22 protein-coding genes are annotated in these 22529 nt (G+C 49.3%); 8 read left to right on the top strand and 14 right to left on the bottom strand.

What is annotated here, in order from left to right; genetic code table 11:
• Positions 1-110 precede the first annotated feature (110 nt).
• Positions 111-2432, top strand: coding sequence for a Tex family protein (locus AB0763_RS00595; RefSeq protein WP_306101847.1), 2322 nt, complete (start codon positions 111-113; stop codon positions 2430-2432).
• A 249-nt stretch (positions 2433-2681) separates the two neighbouring features.
• Here AB0763_RS00595 and AB0763_RS00590 read toward each other — a convergent pair whose 3' ends face one another.
• Together AB0763_RS00590 and bioH are read right to left on the bottom strand one after the other, a co-directional pair.
• Positions 2682-3146, bottom strand: coding sequence for an ATP-dependent Lon protease (locus AB0763_RS00590; protein WP_306101846.1), 465 nt, complete (start codon positions 3144-3146; stop codon positions 2682-2684).
• Positions 3147-3271: 125 nt separating this feature from the next.
• Complete coding sequence (bioH, locus tag AB0763_RS00585) at positions 3272-4024, bottom strand: pimeloyl-ACP methyl ester esterase BioH (RefSeq protein ID WP_306101917.1); 753 nt, start codon at positions 4022-4024, stop codon at positions 3272-3274.
• A 113-nt stretch (positions 4025-4137) separates the two neighbouring features.
• Between bioH and AB0763_RS00580 the strand changes: the two genes are divergently transcribed.
• From AB0763_RS00580 to cysQ, 4 genes are all read left to right on the top strand, one after another.
• The gene (locus AB0763_RS00580) at positions 4138-4878 is read left to right on the top strand and encodes a ComF family protein (protein ID WP_306101845.1); all 741 of its coding nucleotides are present in this window, start codon (positions 4138-4140) and stop codon (positions 4876-4878) included.
• Positions 4879-4969: 91 nt separating this feature from the next.
• Entirely contained in the window at positions 4970-5554 is a 585-nt protein-coding gene (gene nfuA, locus AB0763_RS00575) for a Fe-S biogenesis protein NfuA (protein WP_306101844.1), read from the top strand.
• Positions 5555-5841: 287 nt separating this feature from the next.
• Positions 5842-6390 carry an ADP compounds hydrolase NudE gene (nudE, locus tag AB0763_RS00570; RefSeq protein WP_306101842.1) on the top strand — a complete coding sequence of 183 codons (549 nt, stop codon included), beginning with the start codon at positions 5842-5844 and terminating at the stop codon, positions 6388-6390.
• A gap of 10 nt (positions 6391-6400) precedes the next feature.
• Positions 6401-7219 (top strand): 3'(2'),5'-bisphosphate nucleotidase CysQ, encoded by an 819-nt coding sequence (gene cysQ, locus AB0763_RS00565; RefSeq protein WP_306101841.1) that lies wholly within the window; start codon positions 6401-6403, stop codon positions 7217-7219.
• 133 nt (positions 7220-7352) lie between these two features.
• Here cysQ and AB0763_RS00560 read toward each other — a convergent pair whose 3' ends face one another.
• From AB0763_RS00560 to gspC, 12 genes are read right to left on the bottom strand one after another with little or no spacing between them, the layout of a single operon-like run.
• Positions 7353-8120 carry a type II secretion system protein N gene (locus AB0763_RS00560; protein WP_306101840.1) on the bottom strand — a complete coding sequence of 256 codons (768 nt, stop codon included), beginning with the start codon at positions 8118-8120 and terminating at the stop codon, positions 7353-7355.
• Between the two features lies 1 nt (position 8121).
• Positions 8122-8616: a type II secretion system protein M gene (locus AB0763_RS00555; protein ID WP_306101839.1), complete on the bottom strand. Its 495-nt coding sequence runs from the start codon at positions 8614-8616 to the stop codon at positions 8122-8124.
• A 7-nt stretch (positions 8617-8623) separates the two neighbouring features.
• Positions 8624-9835, bottom strand: a complete 1212-nt coding sequence (gspL, locus tag AB0763_RS00550; RefSeq protein WP_306101838.1) for a type II secretion system protein GspL — start codon at positions 9833-9835, stop codon at positions 8624-8626.
• On the bottom strand, positions 9804-10829 hold the full coding sequence (gene gspK / locus AB0763_RS00545) for a type II secretion system minor pseudopilin GspK (protein ID WP_306101837.1): 1026 nt from the start codon (positions 10827-10829) through the stop codon (positions 9804-9806). The genes gspL and gspK overlap by 32 nt, the downstream gene beginning before the upstream one ends.
• On the bottom strand, positions 10822-11523 hold the full coding sequence (gspJ, locus tag AB0763_RS00540; RefSeq protein ID WP_306101836.1) for a type II secretion system minor pseudopilin GspJ: 702 nt from the start codon (positions 11521-11523) through the stop codon (positions 10822-10824). Before gspJ ends, gspK begins: the two co-directional genes overlap by 8 nt.
• Before the next feature lies 1 nt (position 11524).
• Positions 11525-11893: a type II secretion system minor pseudopilin GspI gene (gene gspI / locus AB0763_RS00535; protein WP_306101835.1), complete on the bottom strand. Its 369-nt coding sequence runs from the start codon at positions 11891-11893 to the stop codon at positions 11525-11527.
• Positions 11883-12506 (bottom strand): type II secretion system minor pseudopilin GspH, encoded by a 624-nt coding sequence (gspH, locus tag AB0763_RS00530; RefSeq protein WP_306101834.1) that lies wholly within the window; start codon positions 12504-12506, stop codon positions 11883-11885. The genes gspI and gspH overlap by 11 nt, the downstream gene beginning before the upstream one ends.
• 8 nt (positions 12507-12514) lie before the next feature.
• The gene (gene gspG, locus AB0763_RS00525; protein ID WP_306101833.1) at positions 12515-12955 is read right to left on the bottom strand and encodes a type II secretion system major pseudopilin GspG; all 441 of its coding nucleotides are present in this window, start codon (positions 12953-12955) and stop codon (positions 12515-12517) included.
• Positions 12956-13005: 50 nt separating this feature from the next.
• Complete coding sequence (gene gspF, locus AB0763_RS00520) at positions 13006-14223, bottom strand: type II secretion system inner membrane protein GspF (protein ID WP_306101832.1); 1218 nt, start codon at positions 14221-14223, stop codon at positions 13006-13008.
• Entirely contained in the window at positions 14223-15725 is a 1503-nt protein-coding gene (gene gspE, locus AB0763_RS00515) for a type II secretion system ATPase GspE (protein WP_306101831.1), read from the bottom strand. Before gspE ends, gspF begins: the two co-directional genes overlap by 1 nt.
• Entirely contained in the window at positions 15725-17758 is a 2034-nt protein-coding gene (gspD, locus tag AB0763_RS00510) for a type II secretion system secretin GspD (protein WP_306101830.1), read from the bottom strand. The genes gspE and gspD overlap by 1 nt, the downstream gene beginning before the upstream one ends.
• Positions 17759-17800: 42 nt before the next feature.
• Positions 17801-18715, bottom strand: a complete 915-nt coding sequence (gene gspC / locus AB0763_RS00505; protein ID WP_306101829.1) for a type II secretion system protein GspC — start codon at positions 18713-18715, stop codon at positions 17801-17803.
• 345 nt (positions 18716-19060) lie between these two features.
• Between gspC and hslR the strand changes: the two genes are divergently transcribed.
• The 3 genes from hslR (at position 19061) to pckA (ending at position 22336) form a co-directional block, all read left to right on the top strand.
• The gene (gene hslR, locus AB0763_RS00500) at positions 19061-19447 is read left to right on the top strand and encodes a ribosome-associated heat shock protein Hsp15 (protein WP_306101828.1); all 387 of its coding nucleotides are present in this window, start codon (positions 19061-19063) and stop codon (positions 19445-19447) included.
• 17 nt (positions 19448-19464) lie between these two features.
• Positions 19465-20343, top strand: coding sequence for an Hsp33 family molecular chaperone HslO (gene hslO, locus AB0763_RS00495; RefSeq protein WP_306101827.1), 879 nt, complete (start codon positions 19465-19467; stop codon positions 20341-20343).
• A 361-nt stretch (positions 20344-20704) separates the two neighbouring features.
• Positions 20705-22336, top strand: coding sequence for a phosphoenolpyruvate carboxykinase (ATP) (pckA, locus tag AB0763_RS00490; protein WP_306101826.1), 1632 nt, complete (start codon positions 20705-20707; stop codon positions 22334-22336).
• Positions 22337-22529 lie beyond the last annotated feature (193 nt).

Below are 22529 nucleotides of genomic sequence, written 5' to 3'. Positions count from 1 at the left end.
ACTGACTTTGTTTTGCCGATATCACTTTGTAAAATCGTCTTTTTATCCCCATATTCTGATCATACATTCAAAAAAAGAGTTTTCGCAACTCGACAAAAAGAGAACCACGGATGAGCCAAGTTATCTCTCAAACTCTTGCTAAAGAACTCAACGTCCGTCTTGAGCAAGTCACCGCGGCGGTGCAATTAATCGACGATGGCAACACGGTGCCTTTTATCGCACGCTATCGCAAAGAGGCAACCGGTGGACTAGACGACACCCAACTGCGCAACCTAGACAGTCGTTTAAGTTATTTACGAGAATTAGAAGAACGACGCCAAAGCATTCTCAAGTCCATCGAGGAGCAAGGTAAGTTAACCCCGGATCTACACGCTGCGATTCAAAGTGCCGACAGCAAAACTCGCTTAGAAGATTTGTACCTACCCTACAAACCAAAACGCAGAACCAAAGGGCAAATCGCCATCGAAGCCGGTTTAGAGCCACTCGCCGACTTACTTTGGCAAGACCCGAGCCAAGACCCGGCCACCCGCGCACAGCACTACCTCAACCCTGAGCACAAAATTAACGAGATCAAAGACGCGCTAGACGGCGCCCGTGCAATTGTGATGGAGCGCATTGCCGAAGAGGCGGATTTGCTCGCACAACTGCGCCAACATTTGACGCGTCACGCTCAAATAGAGTCCACAGTGATCGCTGGTCAGGAGCAATCTGGGGAAAAATTCAAAGATTATTTTGACCATAAAGAGCCGATTGCAAAGGTTCCATCTCACCGTGCGCTGGCCATGCTGCGCGGCCGCAATGAAGGTGTCCTCAATTTGACGCTCAATGCCGACCCCGACCAAGAAGAAGACGTACGCCAGTCTCATTGTGAAACCATTATCGCTCACTACTATGGTCTCAATCTCAGTGATGCACCGGGCGATAGCTGGCGCAAACAAGTGATCAGCTGGGCGTGGCGTATCAAGGTCTCCATGCATATGGAAACCGAGTTCATGACGACCATGAAAGAGCGCGCTGAAATTGAAGCCATTGATGTCTTTGCCACTAACCTCAAAGATCTGCTCATGGCCGCGCCTGCAGGTCCCAAAGCGACTTTAGGTTTGGATCCTGGATTGCGCACCGGCTCTAAAATTGCCGTCGTCGATAGCACAGGTAAAGTGCTCGCAACAGACACCATTTATCCACACCCACCACAAAAGCAGTACGCTCAGGCCGCTCAAACGGTGGTTCACTTGGTTAAACAACACCAGGTCGATCTCATCGCTATCGGCAATGGTACCGCCTCTCGGGAAACCGATGCTTTTGTCGCCGATTTGATCAAGCAAGCCAATCTAAAAGTACAGAAAATCACCGTTAGTGAAGCCGGCGCGTCGGTTTACTCCGCTTCGGAGCTGGCCGCCAAAGAATTCCCTAACCTCGACGTTTCTTTACGCGGTGCCGTCTCCATTGCCCGTCGTCTGCAAGACCCGCTTGCCGAATTGGTTAAAATTGATCCTAAATCGATTGGAGTAGGCCAATACCAACACGATGTGAGTCAATCGATGCTAGCAAAACGGCTCGATGCGGTTGTGGAAGACTGTGTTAACGCCGTCGGTGTTGATGTCAACACCGCATCCGCAGCCTTGCTGACTCGCGTAGCGGGCCTCTCGCAGACCCTGGCGCAAAACATCGTCGACTATCGCGATGAAAACGGCCGCTTTGACGCACGCACCAGTTTGAAAAAAGTACCTCGTTTGGGGCCGAAAGCCTTCGAACAATGTGCCGGTTTCTTACGTATTATGGATGGTAAAAACCCACTTGATGCGTCTGCCGTTCACCCCGAAGCGTATCCGGTCGTCAAGCGTATCGCGGAAAAACAACACAAACCGCTTGCCGAACTGATTGGTCAAAGTGCGTTTTTGCGCCAGCTCAATGCCATAGATTACACTGATGATGAATTTGGCTTACCTACGGTCACCGATATCATCAAAGAACTCGACAAACCCGGTCGCGATCCAAGACCTGAGTTTAAAACCGCCACCTTTGCCGAAGGAGTCAATGAAATTAAAGACTTAGAACCTGGAATGGTCTTAGAGGGTGTGGTCTCAAACGTGGCAAACTTTGGCGCTTTTGTCGATATTGGCGTACACCAAGATGGTTTAGTACACATTTCCGCACTGACCGATCGCTACGTGTCAGACCCACGTGAGGTCGTGAAAGCAGGCGATATTGTCAAAGTGAAAGTGATGGAAGTTGACGCGGCTCGTAAACGCATAGGGCTTTCTATGCGCCTCAACGATGAACCGGGGCAAAGTGGTGCGAAAGCCAGCCACGACAAAGGGCGCCATCAAAACAAAGGGCAGCGTCATTCGCGAACGCACTCATCTCAACCAGAGACCAATGGTGCGATGGGGGGCGCTTTTGCCGCGGCCTTTGCCAAAGCCAAACGTTAATGGCCAACGCAACGAAATAAGCGGATCACCCTAGCGAGTTAACAAACTCGATAACGTCGTTAAGAAAAGATCTTGTCTTGCTCTCAAGTTCGACCACTGCGCTATCATTGACCACAGATTGAATCCGGTAGGTATAAGCGCAAAAAAATGGCCCTCGTTATGAGGGCCATTGTTTTTCTAACACATCGCTGACCAACGGTAGTTGTCATCGTGATGAAAGCTCATCGTTTGATACATACCACCACGGGGTTAGAGCACGGCAATCACGTGAGAGGGAGAATTGGGCGCGACCGAGTGACCATAGTGATATCGGATCACTTGTCGGCGTTTATTCATTTCTCCGGAATGCGCGATCCCATCAAGCAAATTCTTCGGCAATCGAAAGCGCACGGTATAACCCAAGCCCTGATTTTCGCTGTAACTGCTCAGCGCTAACAACTCAAACCACCTCGTCAATGGCGAGGCCGCGTCTTCACTATCAGCTTGTTCAGTCACGCCATCAACCTCATAGTCTGGGTGCAATGACGGATCCCAGGCTTGGTTTTTATCGTGCTTTTCCTGTGTCGATGTTTTTCGCTCGGATTGTGCTCGAGACGTTGCCACTGTTGGCCTAACGGGTTGTTTAACTCGATTGTCCCGTGCGACTTGTTCAGTTGGCAAATTCACCGTTGGGGCGATTAACGGCACATTGATATTATTCAATGATACATTCATGCGACACCTCCAAAGAGAATCGCCCAACTCATCGCTATCCGCCTCTCATCAATGAGAACATTTAGCGCACAACCAATGTCATCCCGTTATTGGCAGTAAAGTTATCGGCGAAAACTCACTCAAGTTTAGCTGTTTTTTTGAACAAATTTTATAATGGTATTGTAAAATTCCTCCGGCTCAGTAATGAAAGGCGCGTGTGAGGATTGTGCAAAAATAATACTTTCACTGCTCGGGTGTAACTGGTCTACATGGGTGGCCGTAATTTTAGGAACCAAACCATCTAGGCGTCCATATAGACGCAAAAACGGCAACTTAATATTGACCAATTGCTCGCGTAAGTCGATCTTTGCCAACCAGTCTAACCCTTGTGCCAGAGACTCTGGGCAAGGTGTAGGACGTGACAACACAGCCTGCTTAATGGTTTTGACATCGCGCTTGGCGGTTCTGCTCCCCATGGCTTGTAAAGCCATAAAACGCTCTATCGTTTGCTGAAAATCTGACTGTAATTGCTGGCTAAATTGCGCTAAGACTTCGGGCTCAATCCCTCGCCATCGCTGCGCTTTTAACGCCGAAAAGCGCGGCGAACTCGCCACCGTGATCGCATGACTGACTCGCTCGGGAACGGATAAGGCAAGTTGAGTCACCACTAAACCGCCCAAGGACCAACCGAGCCAAATGGCCTTATCCGGCGCCTGTGCCAACAGTTGTGATTGCAAGTGCTGCCAATCTGTCGCAGGGCAACCTGCACTGAACCCATAACCGGGTAAGTCAACCAAATGCACGCGAAAATGTCGACTGAGTGGCAGGGCAATTTCCGACCACACCTCAGCATTCATGCCCCAACCATGTAACAGCACCAGATCTGGCCCTTGGCCCATACTTTGCCAGTGAATGTTTTCTACTTGTGTCACGTTTTATCCCTCAAATATCCCTCTAACTGATCAACACAGACCGCTATGATAAAAACTCACTCCATGGATTAGGTGGCTAAATGAGGTTATCGACAATGCGTTTTGCTCTTAGAGACTTTGTACATCACTTAGCCTGGTTTTTAGTCCCCTCACCCACCCCATGCCATTTGTGTGGTTTGCCTCGCGTTACGCAAGATCACAGCCTTTGGTGCCACAGTTGCTATCAAAGCCTCTCGAGTGACTGTTTATGCCCTCGATGTGGGTTACAACTGGCAGCCGAAGAGGATCTGTGCGGTCAGTGCCTACTGCAACCGCCTTACTGGCAGCGCTTGTACTGTTTGGGAGATTACCAATTTCCTCTTGATCAGTATATTCACAAACTCAAATACCAGCAGCAGCCGTATTTCGCCAATGACCTTGCCGCCTTACTGGCTAAGCGCATTGACACCCCCGCTGCAGTCATGATCCCAGTGCCTTTATTCTGGCGACGCCAATGGCAACGAGGCTATAACCAAAGCGAATTGATTGCACGTGCACTGAGTCAAAGGCTCGGCAATCGAACCGTCAATGCCCTCAAGCGCACTCGTCATACCCAAGTTCAACGTGGATTAACACGCAAAGAGCGACAAAAAAACCTCCAAGGTGCCATCGCATTGTTACCCTCCTGCCGAGCGCTACCTAGCCATGTCGCCTTGGTCGATGACGTCGTCACGACAGGCAGTACGCTCAATGCCATTTGCCCTTTGCTCTTCGAGTGTGGAGTAAAAAAAATCGATATCTATTGTATTTGTCGCACAGGTGATCCAAGATCGAAATGTTAACTGCACTCAAAATTCACAAAAGGCTAGATCTCAAATTTCTCTGGAGTAGAATGATGATTAAATAGCCTACAAAGTTACTCAGGTATTCGTCGTGTCAAATATTACCATTACTGAAACAGCGCAAACTCATTTTGCCAACTTACTCTCTCAACAAGCCGAAGGCACTAATATTCGTATTTTTGTCGTCAATCCAGGTACTCAAAACGCAGAGTGTGGCGTTTCTTACTGCCCACCAGAAGCCGTAGAGTCCAATGATACAGAACTGCCGTTTAACGGTTTTTCGGCCATGATTGACGAATTAAGCTTACCCTTCTTAGACGAGGCCGTTATTGATTTTGTCACTGATAAAATGGGCTCTCAACTGACGCTAAAAGCGCCCAATGCCAAGATGCGTAAAGTCTCAGACGATGCACCTTTAATCGAGCGTGTTGAGTATCTCATTCAAACGCAAATCAACCCTGATTTAGCCGGTCATGGCGGTCATATTAACCTGGTTGAAATCACCGAAGATGGCGTGGCCATTATCGCCTTTGGCGGTGGCTGTAACGGTTGTTCTATGGTCGATGTCACTCTTAAAGACGGCATTGAAAAGCAACTGCTCAACATGTTTGAAGGCGAACTCACCGGTGTGCGCGATGCTACCGAGCACAACCGCGGTGATCACTCTTACATGTAATCGCACGGCGAACAGGACACACTTCAACCTGCTTACGGTAACGCTCAATACGATGGGCGTTACCGATGTCACACCCATGCCTCTTCGCCGCTGACGGCTTACTCATCGTCAGTTCATTTTGCCAACCAATATACTTATGCATTCATATTACCCCTTATCCCCGCGCTGTCTTTTTGAGCCCAATGTCGACAAACTGTGAATTGACGATAATTTGAAGGGCTATCTTATTGGCAGTCAGTGCATTTTTACCTATATTAGTCCTAACATGCCAGTCAAGGAGTTAGCCAATGTCTAAGCGAGTACCACCAGAGATCATAGCCAAACACACTGTTGCTCAATCTAGACTCTTTACGATTGAGGGCCTAGACCTGCGTTTTTCAAACGGTGTAGAACGCCGCTATGAACGCATGCGACCCAGTGGTCGCAATGCCGTTTTGATGGTGCCAATCACAGAGCAAGGCGATATTTTACTCGTACGGGAATACGGTGCCGGGACAGAGCGCTACGAACTTGGCTTTCCCAAAGGGTTGATTGACCCTGGCGAAACGGAACAACAAGCCGCGGTACGTGAACTCAAAGAAGAAATTGGCTTTGGGGCGAAAACCTTAACACCACTTAAACAAGTTGTGCTCGCGCCCTCTTATTTCTCTAGCAAAATGACGTTGTTCATTGCTCAAGACCTCTATCCAGAAAAGCTTGAAGGTGACGAGCCAGAGCCCCTCGACATCGTTCGCTGGCCACTGGCGCAAGCGGAAGAGCTGCTCACTCACCTCGACTTTTGTGAAGCTCGAAGTATCACCGCTTTAATGATGACCTTGCGTCACTTGTCAAAATAGGGAAAGAGACATGCAGGATTTATCTCATCTATTACCTAGTGTTATCGACATTGCACGCCAAGCTGGCCAACTGATCTTAGACATTTACGAAACCAAACAATATCAAGCGTACACCAAAGACGATGAAACCCCTGTCACCAGCGCCGATCTCGCCGCCCATAAACTGATCACTGAGGCGCTAAAACAACTCACCCCCGATATCCCCGTACTCTCTGAAGAAGATGCCGACATCAGCTTAAAACAGCGAGCACACTGGCACCGGTACTGGTTAGTTGATCCACTCGATGGCACCCAAGAGTTTATTGCGCGCAGTGGCGATTTCGCTACCATCATCGCCCTGGTCGAAGACAATCATCCCGTGATGGGGGTTGTTTATGGCCCCGTCTCTGGCGTGACCTATTACGCCTATCAGGGCAAGGGAGCTTGGAAAATTCCCGAAATGGGCGAAAGTGTAAAAATTTACACTCACAAACACGAATACGCCAAACAAAGTATCGCCATCGCCATCAGCCGTCGGCAAAACATCAATCGCATCACTAACTGTATGAGCTCAGAGTGGAATTACGAACTGATCCCTCTAGGCTCTGCGGCCTTAAAAGCCTGCCTAGTGGCAGAAGGTGCCGTGGATTGCTACCTGAGACTAGGGCCAACGGGTGAATGGGATACGGCGGCAACCCAGTGTATTGTTGAACAAGCCGGTGGCCGCATTCTCAGTACCCAACTAGACCCGCTGTCCTACAATGAAAGGGATACGTTTCAAAACCCCAATTTTATTGTACTCGGTGATGCCGATCTGCCTTGGGATCAAATCTTAATCAAGAAAAAGTAGCCTCTAAAAGAAGGGCACAAAAAAGCGTGTCTGACCACGGTCTTTGGAATAAAAAACGAGCGCTTGAGACGCTCGTTTTTTATTCCAATCATTGTATTACCCATCAAGGAACACACCGTTATACGTCTGGGCATCACAACCGCAACCGGCCTTTGTGATCAAACTGGTATTGCCCTTTGTTATCAGGCTTGCCCAACCATTGTAATTGCGATGCCATTTGCTCAGGAAACTCGCGCCCTGGTTGAAACCAAGCTTGACTTTGATAACGGCCATTTTGACTTAACTCCGCGCTAAACGCCGCACTGACTTGATCGCTTTTTTGTTCCCCTTTGGCGGTGATCGCATTATTTTGGCATTGAATGTCTGTGATCACTGGTCCCAATTGTAATGGGCCGAGCGGCGTTCCAACGGCATCGGTATTCCACACGACTTCACCTTCGCCCTGTACACACCAAGGCTGGGCGTATTGCCAATCCCTCAGGGTGAGCTCAACTTGCCCCGTCACACTGATGGGCACAGGCAAATCCAGTTGTCTGGCCACATGAGCCGCCGGCATTGATGCGAAAACGTGGCGAGCAAACACTTGACCAGACCAGTGGCTACCAACAACACCACGACCGCGCAGCTGCCAAGCACTGCCTTCTCCAAAACGCACCTGATAGGCCATGTCACCTTGCCACAACGCACTAGACTGCCAATCCCAACTCACTTGACCAAGCGACGTCTTATCCCAATAAACCTCTTGAGCTTTTCCCTGCCACAAGGTACCGCTCACCCCTTGCAACTGAAGTGCTTTAGGTAAAGGCATGTAAGGCAGTAATTGTGTAACCGGTACACTGATCACCACACTCACCGCAAAGAACAGCAAAAAAATCAAACTGTATAATACTGCTCGTCTCATCTTACCCTCGCTTAAATTGTAAGCGGTTCACCTCTACCGTACCGCTTTGTTGACCGCGGTCGATATCGAGGTACTCAACGGTGATCCCCTGTTGCTGTTGCAAAAAATCGATCCAATTGATCAACTGATCAAAGGCCAAGGGTTGAATCCATACTTGCAAGCCATCGTCGTTGCGAGGCTGCATTCGGATCAGCTCCACTGTAAACTGCCCTGCTGACTCGGCAACCAATTGATTAAGCGGCGCACTCGAGTATTGGCGCCCACCTTGACCGCGCAACTGCACAATTTGGTTCGCTCGCTCACTAACCCAAGTATTGAGTTGCATCGCGCTGTTTAATCGCTGCTCGGCTTGCTCGGCTTGATGAAGCAATGGCATCACGATTCCCCAATACAACAAGGCAATGGCAACGACTAAACCGGCGCCAATAACAAGCTTCTGTTCTCTAGAGGTGATGGTTTGCCACCACTGTAACAAGGGCTGAGATATGGATTTCATGGTTTCCTCACTGCTTGGCCAGCACAAAGCTGCCCAACACCTGTTGACCATTGCGGTTAAGCTGGCCTTGTTCAACAACAAAATGTTCAGCCAAACGCGCACGTGCCTGCTCAAAACTTTGAAAGTCTGGGCTACTGACTTGTAAACGCACTTGAGCTTGCTGATGATCGTATTTGAGACTTTGGATCTCCATGCCTTTGACACTGGCAAGAGTTGCCGGCATCGCGGCAAACCAACTCAGTACCGACTCCCCCGAATCACCACCGGTCAAACGCGCTAACTCGGTATCAAATTGACGCTTCAAATAGCTCACGGTAGGAATGCGTTGCTTATCGGGAAAGACTTTTCTAAAAATGGTTTCACTGCGCTCCCGATAGGCCGTCGCCTGCTGTTCAAAACGATAAGTCTCAAGGCCTTTCTGTACGCCTATCACCACCAGTAATAAGGTGGCGGCAATCCCCGCTTTGCGCCAAATCGACCAGTAGGGAGCCCATGAGGACTTGCGCTGAAACGCGCCTGTCAACACATTGACCTTACTACTCGATGCCCCTTTCGACAGTAAAGCCATTGGCATTTCCAGCGGCATCTGCTGCCACTCAATGGTTGGGCTAAACGAAAGTGTGTTCGGTACCTCGCTGTAACTTGCTACCGTAACCGTTTCGCCAGTTTTGGCACGATCATTTAAGTACAGCGGTAACCAATCGGGCTCTAAGCTCACCCCGAGGTGATCGGCAACGCGCAGCAACCAGGTATTGTCGATGTGTAAAGCACAAGCCATTTCGCCGTGCCTAGGTAACGCCAACACATCGGGCAGCACCTGAGCAATTTCCATGTCATGAGCGGCAAATTGCGCGATGATCTCATTGAGCCATTGCTTTTCAACCGCACAAACATAGGCACTACTCGCCCGCTTAGCGATGAGACTAAAATGTAGCTCATCGACATCTTGGGCAATTTCGTCCTCAATTAGATAGGGCAATATACTCTCGAACTGCCGTGCACTGCCTGCGGGGATGTCAACCTCGGTCAACAAGACATCGCTAGACGACAGCAACACGACCACTCGCCGACCCGTGGCGTACGGGGTCAATTTTTCGAGTTCTTGTATGGTTTCCAGCGCGCCGCTGGCAATCACATCCTGTTCTTGATTGGACCAAACGGACCACAGAATGGATGTCTTGTGTTCGCTACTCAGCCGAACGGTTAGACACTCGCTCACTGATCCCTCCAAAACGACGGCGTATGACTTCAGCCGTCTCACGATTACTACTGTATAACAAGCTGCGTAGGCGAACTCGAGATTCCCCTACGGTGACTTGCGCATCTAATTCAAAATAGCGACTGTCGACCGTTAGATAACCGTCGGCCTCGTCCTTGATGGTATCGGTTACCGTGGACAACGCCGATTGATCTAAAAACGTCTCCACCGATTCCCAGCCGTCAGTAGGACGACTCTCAATCAATTCTTGTGCTTGACTCAAACTCAGCGTCGGTGAAAAGAGTGCCACCAGTAAAGGCGCTTGTGCCACGCTAAGGGTATTGACGTTTAAACGCCAATCATCATCGGGTAAAGCACAAACTAATCCTGACAACGTCTGCATGATGGCCCCACTCATTTGATACACAGAACGCATCTCAGAACCATCGGCCAAAAAGGTGTTGGGACTGAGATAGGCAGGGTCAAAACTTTCGTAAGTGCGCTCTTCCACACCGGTTTGCGAGTTCGTCACACTGTTGCTGTCAATAAATTCCCATGTTGAGTCAGCGATCACTTCGGCTTGAGCGCTATCAATCCCCGTCGCTTCTAATAAATTGAGCAACACCGAGACCAAAAAAGGCCGGCTCGTGGCGTTGAGATCGGCTGTCGCGTTGGCCAATGCATTGAGATTAAAGCACGCTTGCATATCGACAATATGACCTTGTACTTGGCCATTGTCGAGGGGATACACTTGCTCTTCTGTGGCCCAAGGTTGATCCAACGCGATCACGTCATCATCGTCTTCATAACTCTTTTCTATCGCCGTTTTCGCTAACGCTTCGACCCCTAAGCTATACCAATAGGCTTGTTGATAGTCGAGGGTGTGCGTTGCACGAGCAAATTGCCCCCACAAACGCTCAGACATAGAAGCGGCAATCGTGGTCATCATCGCCAAAATCAACAACACGATAATTAAAGCAACGCCCCGACTTCGGGTGACAGCAGGACTATTCATTATCATCACTGCCCGCAATCGAATCACCGGAAAGGACCGCGCCAGTCGTTAAATACGTCCTTGATATTTTGCCATAATCACTGAGCGTTAACTCCACTTTTACCGCTTTAGGTAACGTGTTTGCACTCTCCCAATCCTGTGTCCAAGACTCGCCATCGTAAAAACGCATTTGCCAACTCTCGACGCCCTGTAAAAGTGAACGAACAATCGGCGGCTCACCAAGTGGGCTATCCGGGTGCGACCACCACACCCGCTGTAAAACCTGATCTTTAATGCGATAACCGACTTTCGCCACTTCACCGCGGTTAAACTGCTGATTGGGGTTTAACCACCCCAAACGACTAAAGCGAACCCCTTGCTGATCGGAATCGAGTAAATACTCTGACCACTCAATTAAGGCTTGGCTGGGCTCTTCGCCTTGTGAACGGGTTTGACGCAATGCCATCTGACGAAAATCACTGTCCATAAACACCATCGCTTTTTGCAATTCGTTCATCCTCGCCGTGCTGTCTGCCGATATTTGATTACTGCGCTGAACTTGATTGAGGATCTGGTAAGCCCCGACACTCATCACAGCAAAAATAGCCATGGCGACCAAGACTTCAATCAAAGTAAATGCGCTTTGCTTCAACCGTGACTTAGCCGATAACCTCGCTCGGCGTTGGTAAGCTCTACTGTAAATCGTCAGCGCCATACTATTTTTCCAAGTAACTGCGCAGCGAAACCACTGGGCTGGCGTCTTTGCGCGCGGCCACCGTGACATCGACCGCCTGTAAAAAACTGCCACTGGTACTGACTGGTTTAACACTCCAATACCAAGTTCTTCCAGCGAGCTGTTCCGTACCTGAGCGAGCCGTGGTCGACCCCGATAGGTACACGGACGCCATTTGATTGTCTGCAACCATCGAGGCAAACGTTTTTTCCTCTAGGTAGCTCAACGTATTAATGTGCTGACTGACCGCACGAATCACACTCATGGCTGCCGTGGCAAAAATGACCAAAGCCACCAGCACTTCAAGCAATGTCATGCCTCGCTGCTGAGAAGAGCGCCCTTTAATACGCATCTTGACCATCATCCTCCGCTCGACTGAGGTACAACTCCCCGTTGGCTTTCGCCCCCACGCTCCATCCCTGATGGCTCGCCTGATCGCTGGGGTACACCGAGATAGAGAACGGCGTCACTTCACCGCTCGACAAAAAATACAACTGGGGCTCCACCTTTTTTTGCGCCGATTCTTGCGTTGAGAAGGTCTCGTCGATGTCGTCGAACAAGTCCTCATCACCAAACAATGGCTCAATATTTTCAAACAAACTGGCGTCGTCTTCACCCGCTGAGCCCAGTGTTAACGCCATGGCTAAACTCTCTGGCAAGGTATTTTCTGACGGCATTTTATAGCGATCAATCGCCTGCCAACCATCTTGCGTCAATAACAAAAACTGATACTGCCCATGAGTCACATCGACGTACATACCATAATCTTGACCGCTGAGTAATGCTTCATCGTTGAGCAACTGCAGTCGGTGGTAAAGGCGTCGCGCTTCTTTTTGAGCCTCATCGTTTTGGTTACTGGGAATCGTCGCGATAACGGCAACCGCCGTTAAAGACAATAACAGCAAAACCAACAAGATCTCTAACAAGGTAAAGCCGCCACTTCGGCGGCTTGAACATAAAGGCATAAGGCGACTTATTGGAAATCTTGAATGTTGTAGTTGCCAATATCCGACGCCGAACCTTCACCGCCCTCTTGGTTATCAGAGCCCAAAGTAAAGACGTCAAAGGCGCCATTATCACCAGGGCTTAAATACTGATAAGCATTACCCCAAGGGTCGTTTGGCAAACGCTTGATGTAACCGCCATCGCGGTAGTTGCGAGGCGCCGGGTTACTCGGCTTAGTTACCAAGGCGTCTAAGCCTTGATCCGTCGTGGGATAAACGCTGTTGTCCAACTTGTACATATCCAGAGCATTTTCCAATGCCACAATGTCAGTAATGGCTTTTTGTTGGTCGGCTTTTTCTTTGTTGCCTAACAAGTTAGGGACGACAAAACTGGCAAGGATACCCAGTATCACTACGACAACCATGACTTCTAATAGGGTAAAACCCTGCTGTTTTACACGTCTTTGCATTCATTTTCTCCAAGTGTGTCTGTGCTGAGTTCATCAGCTTGTTTTTTATATTACGCACCGCTGACGAGGTTATTCATTTCCAACATCGGCATCAGTGTCGCCATAACGATAAAGAGGACTAGGGCCGCCATCAACGCAATCAATGCGGGCGTAAAAATGGCCAAAGCAATATTGACCGTTGACTCAAAACTTTGATCTTGATTATCTGCCGCGCGCGTTAGCATACTTTCTAACTCGCCACTTTGCTCACCACTGGCAATCATATGCAGCATCATGGGCGGAAATAAGCGCGTTTGTTCTAGGGCTTTGCGCAAACTGGTCCCTTCGCGTACATTGTCTGTCGCGCTGATCACTTGCCTTCTTACATATTGATTCGACATGACTTCAACCGCCACTTTCATGCCCTCTAAAATCGGAATCGCACTCGAGGTACAAATAGCCAAAGTGCGCGCAAAGCGAGCGGTATTGAGCCCAGAAGCAATTTTTCCAATCAAAGGCAGCGACAAAAGTTTGCGGTCCCAACGCAAGCGTAAGGTCGGTTTTTTGAGCGCCCGCTTCACAGTAACCAATACCAGTAAGGAGGCCATCAATAGGATCAATCCCCATTGTTGGACGAACTCGCTCGACGCCAATAAAAATTGAGTCGAAGCGGGTAAGGCTTGTCCCATTTGAATGATGGGTTCGACAATTTTGGGAACAACGGCAGCGAGAAGAAAACTGACGATACCAATAGCAAACACCACCAGCACAACAGGATAGACTAACGCTTGTGCGAGTTTAGAACGCACCTTTTGACGGTTTTCTTCATAATCGGCCAAACGTTGTAAGACACTGTCTAAGTGACCGGACTTTTCGCCCGCCGACACCATGGCTCGATAGAGCTGATCAAAAATATGTGGGTAATCCGCCAAGCTGTCGGCCAAGGTATAACCTTCAGTCACTTTCGAGCGTACCGACACCATCATAGTGCGAATTCGTGGTTTTTCAGCTTGATCGGCAACCGCGCGCAAGCACTCCTCTAATGGCATCCCCGACTGGACTAAGGTCGCAAGTTGACGAGTGATCAACGACAAATCGGCGGTACTGATGCCACGCCGCCACCCCGCGCTACCTTGTGAACTTTTTTTACGCCGCGTTTCACTCACCTCAACAGGAATCAGCCCCTGCTCTTTGAGGCGTTGGCGAACCTGACGAGCGTTATCTCCTTCTAGAGTGCCTTTTTTTGATTTGCCCTTTTTATCGAGTGCTTTGTATTCAAATGCCGCCATTACTCCTCCCGAGTCACGCGCATGACTTCTTCAAAAGAGGTAACCCCTTGGCGAACTTTGGCTAGACCATCACTTTGGATACTCGGCGTATGCTGGCGAACGGCGTGCTCAATCTCTTTTTCACCCGCCTCACTGTGAATTAAACGTTGTACCTGACTGTCGACTAGGATCAATTCGTGGATCCCGGTACGACCGCGATAGCCCTTGTGGTTACAGTGTTCACACCCACTGGGCTTATACAAGACGAGCGGTTCATCATCACTGTGATTAAAGTATTTTTGCTGCTCGTTATCCGCTGGGTAAGGCACTTTACAATGTGGGCATAAGGTGCGTACCAATCGCTGAGCTAACACTCCGAGTAAGGAAGAGGAAATCAAGAAAGGCTCCACCCCCATATCTCGCAAACGCGTGATGGCGCCAACCGCGGTATTGGTGTGCAATGTTGACATTACCAAGTGACCCGTTAATGATGCTTGCACCGCAATCTGTGCCGTTTCCAAGTCTCGGATTTCTCCCACCATCACCACATCGGGGTCTTGACGCAAAATGGCTCTGAGGCCGCGAGCAAATGTCATGTCAACTTTTGGATTAACTTGCGTTTGGCCGATGCCATCAATATCAAATTCAATCGGGTCTTCGACGGTCAGAATGTTGCGTTCATTGCTATTGATCTCTTGTAGCCCCGCATACAATGTGGTTGATTTACCCGAACCGGTTGGGCCAGTGACCAACAAAATCCCATGTGGCCTTTGGATTAAGTGAGCAAAGTTTTCATGAATGTCCTTTGTCATGCCCAGGCTAAATAAGTCCAAACGGGTCGCATTTTTGTCCAACAAGCGCATCACCACCCGCTCGCCGTGAGACGACGGCATGGTCGACACGCGCACATCGACGGCTCGACCACCGATGCGCAACGAAATACGACCGTCTTGAGGTACGCGTTTCTCTGCGATATCAAGCTTGGCCATAACCTTGACCCGAGAGACCAACAAAGGCGCAAGCTTGCGACTCGGCGATAACACCTCACGCAGAACCCCATCCACGCGAAAGCGGATCGACAAGCTCACCTCAAAGGTTTCAATGTGAATATCCGAAGCACCTTCTTTAATCGCCTCACTCAACATCGCATTGATAAGCTTAATGATCGGTGCATCGTCTTCCGATTCAAGTAAGTCTTCATTTTGAGGCAGTTCTTCCGCCAATGAGAAAAAGTCCTCGCTATCGGCACCGATATCTTCCATTAATTGGCGCGCTTCCGAAGAATCCCGTTGGTAGAGCTCGGTGAGCTTTTGTTCAAACTCACTGTCGCTGAGTAATCGCGGCTCGACACTCGTGTGCAACACGCGGCGCACTTCAATTAAGGCCGCGGGATTAAGCGGCGCTTTGTAGTACAACACCGGCTTTTGCTGCTCAGAGCCAGGCTCAATCGCGACTTTAAAACGATTGGCAAAACTAAAAGGCAAACGGCGTTGGGCGGGGGCGCCTGAGCGACTCTCTGTCATTACTGCTCCCTAACCTGACCAATAAAAGCTTGAATTTCGGGGGCGTGATATTGATCAAGACCGTATTTAGGCATCACGGGGGTGTGTACCCCATCCATCAAGCGCAGATCTTTTTCCGCCTGATAAAGCTGTTCGGCGCGGATGTAATTGTATTTGCGCTGGGTTAAACCGTCGGCCGTCATCCCATCGCGAATAATGGTGGGCTTTAAGAACACCATCAGATTGCGCTTTTCAACCGCACTGCTGGTCGAGCGGAACATCCAACCGATGTAAGGCAAATCGCCAAGCAAAGGCACTTTTGACTCACTTTCTGCGGTGCGCTCATCAATCAAGCCACCTAAGACGATCATCTGACCATCATTGACCATCACCGAGGTTTTTAACTGACGTTTGCCAAAGCGAATATCCACAGCGCCACTGGCGCCAAGTACGTTCGACACTTCTTGCTCAATCGTCAATTGCACCGCATCGCCTTCGTTAATTTGCGGCACGACGGTCATTTTAATGCCCACTTCTTTTCGTTCAACGGTTTGGAACGGGCTGCTGTCACCGCCACTCCCCGTCGTTGACCCCGTGATCACCGGCACTTCTTCACCAGCGATGAACGACGCCTCACCATTGTCCATCACCGTAATACTCGGCGACGATAAAATATTGGTGTTTGAATCGCTTTCGACCGCGGTCAACAATGCCGTCCAGTCACCAAAGGTAATCGCCACGGCGGCTCCTTCGACACTCGACAACGAGGACGCCAAGGTGGTGTAATCACCGTCGTCGGTAGACTCATAAGAGTACACTTCACCATCTGACACACCGCTAATGGTTTCCGTTGAGTCTTTGGCCTCTTCGATACCGACCATCACACTGCCAATTTGCGTACTGGCGTTGCCGTACTGAATCACGCTACCACTCGACAGTGAACCCCATTGCACACCGAGGTTGACACCATTGTTTTCCGACATATCGACAATTAAAGCCTCAATTAACACTTGAGCACGGCGAATATCCAATTGATCGATGATGCCCTGCATCGCCGCCATCACATCCGGCGGCGCCGACAAGACCAATGAGTTGGTTTCTGGATGAGCAGAAATCACCACATTTTCACGTTGACTGCTCGACGAAGAGGACTTCTTATCGCCAGAGGATTTGTTTTTCAGTAAGTTGTCCGACACGCCTTGCAACACGTTAACCAATTCTTCCGCTTTGGCGTACTTGAGATAGACAACCCGGTTGTTGTTGTCTTTGGTCGCCATTTCAATATCGAGCTTGCGGATTAAGTTGGTAATTCGCTCGCGAACTTGCGGTTCACCGGAGATCAATACCGAGTTCGTGCGCTCATCGGCGACAATTTTCGGGATCAACAACTCTGGGGTATTACTGCTTTTCCCTTCTTTATTCAGGGCTTCCACAATGCGCACCATTTCTGAAGCAGACGCATTTTGAAGTTCGATCACTTCCACGTTTTTGTCGCCTGCTTGATCGACCCGTTTAATGATATTGGCCAAGCGATTGACCACCGCAGCACGGCCAGTCAGCAAAATGATATTGGCCGGATCGTAATGCACCACGTTCCCTGCCCCAGCGTTGTTCACCAACTGACGCAACAAAGGGGAAAGCTCACGGACCGACACGTTCTTTACTGCCACCACACGAGTCACGACATTGTCGCCTTGCGCAGAGTCATCACCGACGACCGGAATCGCGGCGGTTTTAGAATCTTTCGCTTTGATCACTTTTAAGACATTGTTGTCTGATTCAACCACAGCGTAACCATAAACCTCTAACACATTGAGGAAAAAGCTATAATACTGTTCTTCAGTGAGTAAATCATAACTGCGCACATCGATTTTTCCACGCACAGAGGGATCGACGATGATGGTTTTGTCCAAGTTGCGTCCGACGACATTGATAAATTCTTTGATGTCGGTGCCTTTAAAGCTGGCACTGAATTCTTCTGCCCAAACCAAACTTGGCGCAGTGAGTAAGCTGCCGAGCATCAACCAAGTGCTTTTGCGTAACCAGTGTTTCACTTTTCTCTCCCTGTCTTAAGCCAACGCTTATGGCTTAAGGGTTTAAAATTGGATAAATACATTGTAGCGCTGACCGTCACGCAGTACGGTCAAATCAAGTTCTGATGGATCACTGAGCGATTGCGCTAAACTGGGCAGCACCGATTGGTCAGTGAGATCCAACCCATTGAGCTCGATGGCGATGTCACCCTCTTCAAGTCCCAATGACGTAAATAATTCTGCATTGCTGCCCGGGCTTAAACGAAAACCTTGTACTTCACCGTCTTGCGTCACTTGAGACAACTTGACGTACTTGAGTAAAGACTGCGGGTTTTCTCGCACTTGTTGTTTGATCGACGCTAGCTCATCGGCGGCCGCTTCGTCCTCTTCCCGCGCCGAGCGTTCGCTGGAGCCGCTGGCTAAGTCGCGTTCATCGTAATCAATGCCTTGCAGCATCAAGGTTTCATCTCGCCCAACGTTTTCAATGATGACGCGATCGGAATAAACGGCTTTTAAACTCGCTTTCGTGCCTTCGATACTCTCACCAACGCCATAAGTGGCTTGATCACCCCGGTTGGCGATCACCGCTAAACTGAGCTTGGGATCAGAGCTGGCCACTGCGCCCACCAAAGTGAGATTTAAACGCGTTTTCGGGGCGTCTTTCACCACCGGGGGCGGCGCTTTGGGCTCATCCGCTTGGGCGCGATATTCGCCAAACAAATGAGCGGCTTTGAGTTCAGCTAAATCGAGCGGTGTTGAGTCTTTCTCAGTCGCACTCTTGGTTACCGCACTCGCCCGCCACGGTTTCAGTGCTTGCGAGTCTGGCACGACAAGCCATACCGATTGCCCCACAATCCAGCCCGATACAGCAAGACAGCCCAAAGTGGCAAGTACGCTAGTCTTAGATTGAATCATCAGGTGATGTTGTAGCAATGCGGTCAACCAAGGTAGGCTTTTAGAAATTGCACTCAGCTCCATTTGCTTCACTTCTTGTTGTTTCCTTCACTGAACTTAACTCTCGGCGCAACGCGGGTATGCACGCGAAAAACATGACAAAATTCTATCATAAGACACCACGATGATGACGTCTTGGTGATAAACGACAAATTTAGCTTGAAAAATATGATCTACGTCACCATTTAAAGCTAACTCGATGTTCATCTTTATTAAGATATCATGAAAATGTCGCGGCTCATGCTATGACACACTAAGAAAACAATGTCATTTTGCTGTTTGACGTTTTTTTGTCATCTTTGCGACAAAAACCGCTAAAATAGAGTGAATACTTCATTCAATCGCAATCATTAGAGAACCAAATTTGACATGAGTTCCCCACAAGACAATGTAAGATTAGACAAATGGTTGTGGGCAGCGCGATTTTACAAAACGCGCTCCATTGCCAGAACCATGATCGACGGCGGCAAAGTGCATTACAATGGCCAGCGCAGCAAACCGAGTAAAATTGTCGAAATCGGTGCCTTGATTACCCTACGCCAAGGCAATCAACAGAAACAAATCGTGGTTGAAAAGATTTCCGACCAACGGCGTGGTGCGCCTGAGGCACAAACGCTGTATCAAGAAACACAAGCCAGTATCGAATTGCGAGAAGAGCAAGCTTTACAGCGCAAGATGATGGCTCATAATCCCAGTCCCGAACGACGGCCGGACAAAAAACAACGTCGTGACATTATTAAATTCAAACATCAATAACAGCTGGAGTTTCCGCAATGGCGAACAATGTGTTGAACCGCTACCTTTTTGAAGACCTTTCGGTACGAGGTGAGCTAGTACAATTAGACGATACCTACCAACAGGTCATTTCCAATAAGGACTACCCAGCTGTGTTGCAAACCTTGCTGGGCGAGCTGATGGTCGCGACGTCTTTGTTGACAGCAACCCTTAAGTTCGAGGGCTCGATTACCATGCAATTACAAGGCGATGGTCCCGTTTCACTCGCGGTCATCAACGGTGACCACGAGCAAAAGCTGCGCGGGGTTGCCCGTTGGGAAGGCGAACTGTCTGAACAAGCGAGTATTCACGATTTAATGGGTAAGGGCTACTTAGTGATTACCATTGAACCGAAACAAGGCGAGCGCTACCAAGGTATCGTGGCACTGGAAGGCGACAGCCTGGCAGAGATCCTCGAAGGCTATTTTGCCAATTCAGAGCAATTGAAAACGCGCCTTTGGATCCGCACAGGTGACTACCAAGGTAAAGCGCACGCGGCAGGTATGCTGCTACAAGTTATGCCCGACGGCAAAGGCAGTCCCGATGACTTTGAGCACTTAGAGCAGCTCACCGCAACCATTAAAAACGAAGAACTATTTGGCCTTGAAGCACAAGAATTGCTTTACCGTTTGTATAACCAAGAAAAGGTACAATTGTTCCCAGCCCATGAAGTCAGCTTTTATTGCGGTTGTTCTCGAGAGCGCAGCGGCGCTGCCATCATCACTTTAGACCCTGCTGAAGTGGCCGAGATTGTGCGAGAAGAAGGCGCGGTTACTCTGCATTGCGATTACTGTGGCAGCAATTACCGCTTTGATGCCGACGATATCGAAGAACTCTACCAACAAGCGCAAGCACCAAAGGACAGCACTTTACATTAAGCGCCCTTAAACGCCTTGTGCACGGCGAAGAAAAAGACGTAAGCACAATGCCTCATTTCAAGCCGAGCAAAACCTGCTCGGCTTGTCATTTTTGAGGTCCATTTTTACTTTTGTTACACGCGTTTTCCAATCCTCTTCACGTTTCTAAGCAATACCTTTTTTCACCGCGATAAATTAGCCATTTTTTTGATACTTATCCCTTTTTCGACTTAGTCGAGTGTTACTATCCCGCCTAGGTGCTACCCCAAATAAGTCAAATCACGACAACACAAATTCGACCTTTATTAGGCTCGAGATATAACAACCAGCACCGTGACAACAACATGACCAATAACGAAAATTGAAAGGCTCAGGAGCTGCTATGACCGTGATAGATCCGCGACCTCAGTGTCAGGACATCGATCTGACCCAATACGGAATACAATCCACAACCGACATTGTTCGCAACCCGAGTTACGAACAGTTGTTTATCGAAGAAACTCTCCCAACCCTAACCGGCTATGAAAAAGGCATGGTCACAGAGCTCGGCGCTGTGTCTGTAGACACCGGTGTCTTTACCGGCCGGTCACCGAAAGACAAATACATCGTCAAAGACGACACCACAGCAGAGACGTTTTGGTGGTCAGATCAAGGCAAAAATGACAATCACCCTCTATCGACCGATACCTGGCAGCAACTCAAGTCCCTCGTGACTGATCAGCTGTCGAAAAAGCGCTTGTTTGTCATTGACGGTTTTTGTGGCGCCAACCCCAATTCGCGTTTGAGCGTGCGGATTATTACCGAAGTGGCCTGGCAAGCTCACTTCGTCAAAAATATGTTCATTCGTCCCAGTCCAGAAGAGTTAGTGGATTTTGAGCCTGACTTTGTCGTTCTTAATGGTTCCAAAACCCACAACCCCAATTGGCAACAACAAGGGCTTAACTCCGAGAACTTCATCGCCTTTAACCTGACCGAGCGCATGCAAATCATCGGCGGGACTTGGTATGGTGGCGAAATGAAAAAAGGACTTTTTTCGGTGATGAATTACTTGTTGCCATTAAAGGGAATCGCTTCGATGCACTGTTCGGCAAACGTTGGTCAACAAGGGGATGTCGCGGTCTTTTTTGGTCTGTCTGGCACAGGAAAAACCACACTGTCTACCGACCCTCACCGCCAATTGATCGGTGATGATGAACACGGCTGGGACGACGATGGCGTTTTCAATTTTGAAGGAGGGTGTTACGCGAAAACCATCCGCCTTTCTGAAGCCGCAGAACCGGAAATTTATCACGCCATCCGCCGCAACGCCTTGCTCGAAAACGTCACGGTCGATGACGAGGGACACATTGACTTTGACGATGGTTCACGCACTGAAAATACTCGTGTCTCTTACCCCATTGAGCACATCGATAATATAGTGACACCCGTCTCTAAAGCCGGCCATGCGCAAAAAGTGATCTTTTTAACCGCCGATGCCTTTGGGGTCTTACCTCCGGTTTCACGCCTTACCGATGAACAAGCTCAATACCACTTTTTATCGGGCTTTACCGCCAAACTTGCGGGTACCGAGCGCGGCATCACCGAGCCAACCCCGACGTTTTCAGCGGCGTTTGGCGCGGCATTTTTAAGCTTACACCCCACTCAGTACGCCCAAGTGTTGGTCAAGCGCATGCGCGCTGCTGGCGCTCAAGCTTACTTGGTCAACACAGGCTGGAATGGCACGGGAAAACGCATTTCACTGAAAGAAACACGCGCTATTATCGATGCGATTCTCAATGGCGATATCGATCGCGCGCCCACCACGACAGTACCCATTTTCCAATTGGCGGTCCCACAAGCGCTACCCGGAGTCAGTACTGAATTATTAGACCCTCGCAATAGTTACCGCGATGCTGGCCAATGGCAACAAAAAGCTTGCGATCTTGCCCAGCGCTTTATCGATAATTTTGCTCAATACACGGATACGGCGCATGGCCAATCTTTGGTGGCTAGCGGCCCACAGCTTCCCGATTAAAAACGCCGCAGTTCTCCATGGTTAAACCGCTGAGAAAATAGCCATCTAACTCAATCGCGGGGCAACCCTAGCCAGTAAAAAAGCCCATCATGGGCTTTTTTTATCCGTGCCCACTTTCCTTTGACAATAGCGGTATGCTCTGATTGTTCTTTTCGCGTTGAGCTCTGATTTTACTCGAATTTTGTCCTAACTG

The sequence above is a fragment of the Vibrio sp. HB236076 genome, from assembly GCF_040957575.1.
GTDB lineage: Bacteria > Pseudomonadota > Gammaproteobacteria > Enterobacterales > Vibrionaceae > Vibrio.
Note: the sequence above shows the minus strand (reverse complement) of the source record. Positions and strands in the feature narration are given on the sequence as shown.

Excerpts from the sequence above, each read along its gene's own strand:
- AB0763_RS00595 (WP_306101847.1), top strand. The coding sequence starts at position 111 with ATGAGCCAAGTTATCTCTCAAACTCTTGCTAAAGAACTCAACGTCCGT.
- AB0763_RS00590 (WP_306101846.1), bottom strand. The coding sequence starts at position 3,146 with ATGAATGTATCATTGAATAATATCAATGTGCCGTTAATCGCCCCAACG.
- bioH (WP_306101917.1), bottom strand. The coding sequence starts at position 4,024 with ATGGGCCAAGGGCCAGATCTGGTGCTGTTACATGGTTGGGGCATGAAT.
- AB0763_RS00580 (WP_306101845.1), top strand. The coding sequence starts at position 4,138 with ATGAGGTTATCGACAATGCGTTTTGCTCTTAGAGACTTTGTACATCAC.
- nudE (WP_306101842.1), top strand. The coding sequence starts at position 5,842 with ATGTCTAAGCGAGTACCACCAGAGATCATAGCCAAACACACTGTTGCT.
- cysQ (WP_306101841.1), top strand. The coding sequence starts at position 6,401 with ATGCAGGATTTATCTCATCTATTACCTAGTGTTATCGACATTGCACGC.
- AB0763_RS00560 (WP_306101840.1), bottom strand. The coding sequence starts at position 8,120 with ATGAGACGAGCAGTATTATACAGTTTGATTTTTTTGCTGTTCTTTGCG.
- AB0763_RS00555 (WP_306101839.1), bottom strand. The coding sequence starts at position 8,616 with ATGAAATCCATATCTCAGCCCTTGTTACAGTGGTGGCAAACCATCACC.
- gspK (WP_306101837.1), bottom strand. The coding sequence starts at position 10,829 with ATGAATAGTCCTGCTGTCACCCGAAGTCGGGGCGTTGCTTTAATTATC.
- gspJ (WP_306101836.1), bottom strand. The coding sequence starts at position 11,523 with ATGGCGCTGACGATTTACAGTAGAGCTTACCAACGCCGAGCGAGGTTA.
- gspI (WP_306101835.1), bottom strand. The coding sequence starts at position 11,893 with ATGCGTATTAAAGGGCGCTCTTCTCAGCAGCGAGGCATGACATTGCTT.
- gspH (WP_306101834.1), bottom strand. The coding sequence starts at position 12,506 with ATGCCTTTATGTTCAAGCCGCCGAAGTGGCGGCTTTACCTTGTTAGAG.
- gspG (WP_306101833.1), bottom strand. The coding sequence starts at position 12,955 with ATGCAAAGACGTGTAAAACAGCAGGGTTTTACCCTATTAGAAGTCATG.
- gspF (WP_306101832.1), bottom strand. The coding sequence starts at position 14,223 with ATGGCGGCATTTGAATACAAAGCACTCGATAAAAAGGGCAAATCAAAA.
- gspE (WP_306101831.1), bottom strand. The coding sequence starts at position 15,725 with ATGACAGAGAGTCGCTCAGGCGCCCCCGCCCAACGCCGTTTGCCTTTT.
- gspC (WP_306101829.1), bottom strand. The coding sequence starts at position 18,715 with ATGGAGCTGAGTGCAATTTCTAAAAGCCTACCTTGGTTGACCGCATTG.
- hslR (WP_306101828.1), top strand. The coding sequence starts at position 19,061 with ATGAGTTCCCCACAAGACAATGTAAGATTAGACAAATGGTTGTGGGCA.
- hslO (WP_306101827.1), top strand. The coding sequence starts at position 19,465 with ATGGCGAACAATGTGTTGAACCGCTACCTTTTTGAAGACCTTTCGGTA.
- pckA (WP_306101826.1), top strand. The coding sequence starts at position 20,705 with ATGACCGTGATAGATCCGCGACCTCAGTGTCAGGACATCGATCTGACC.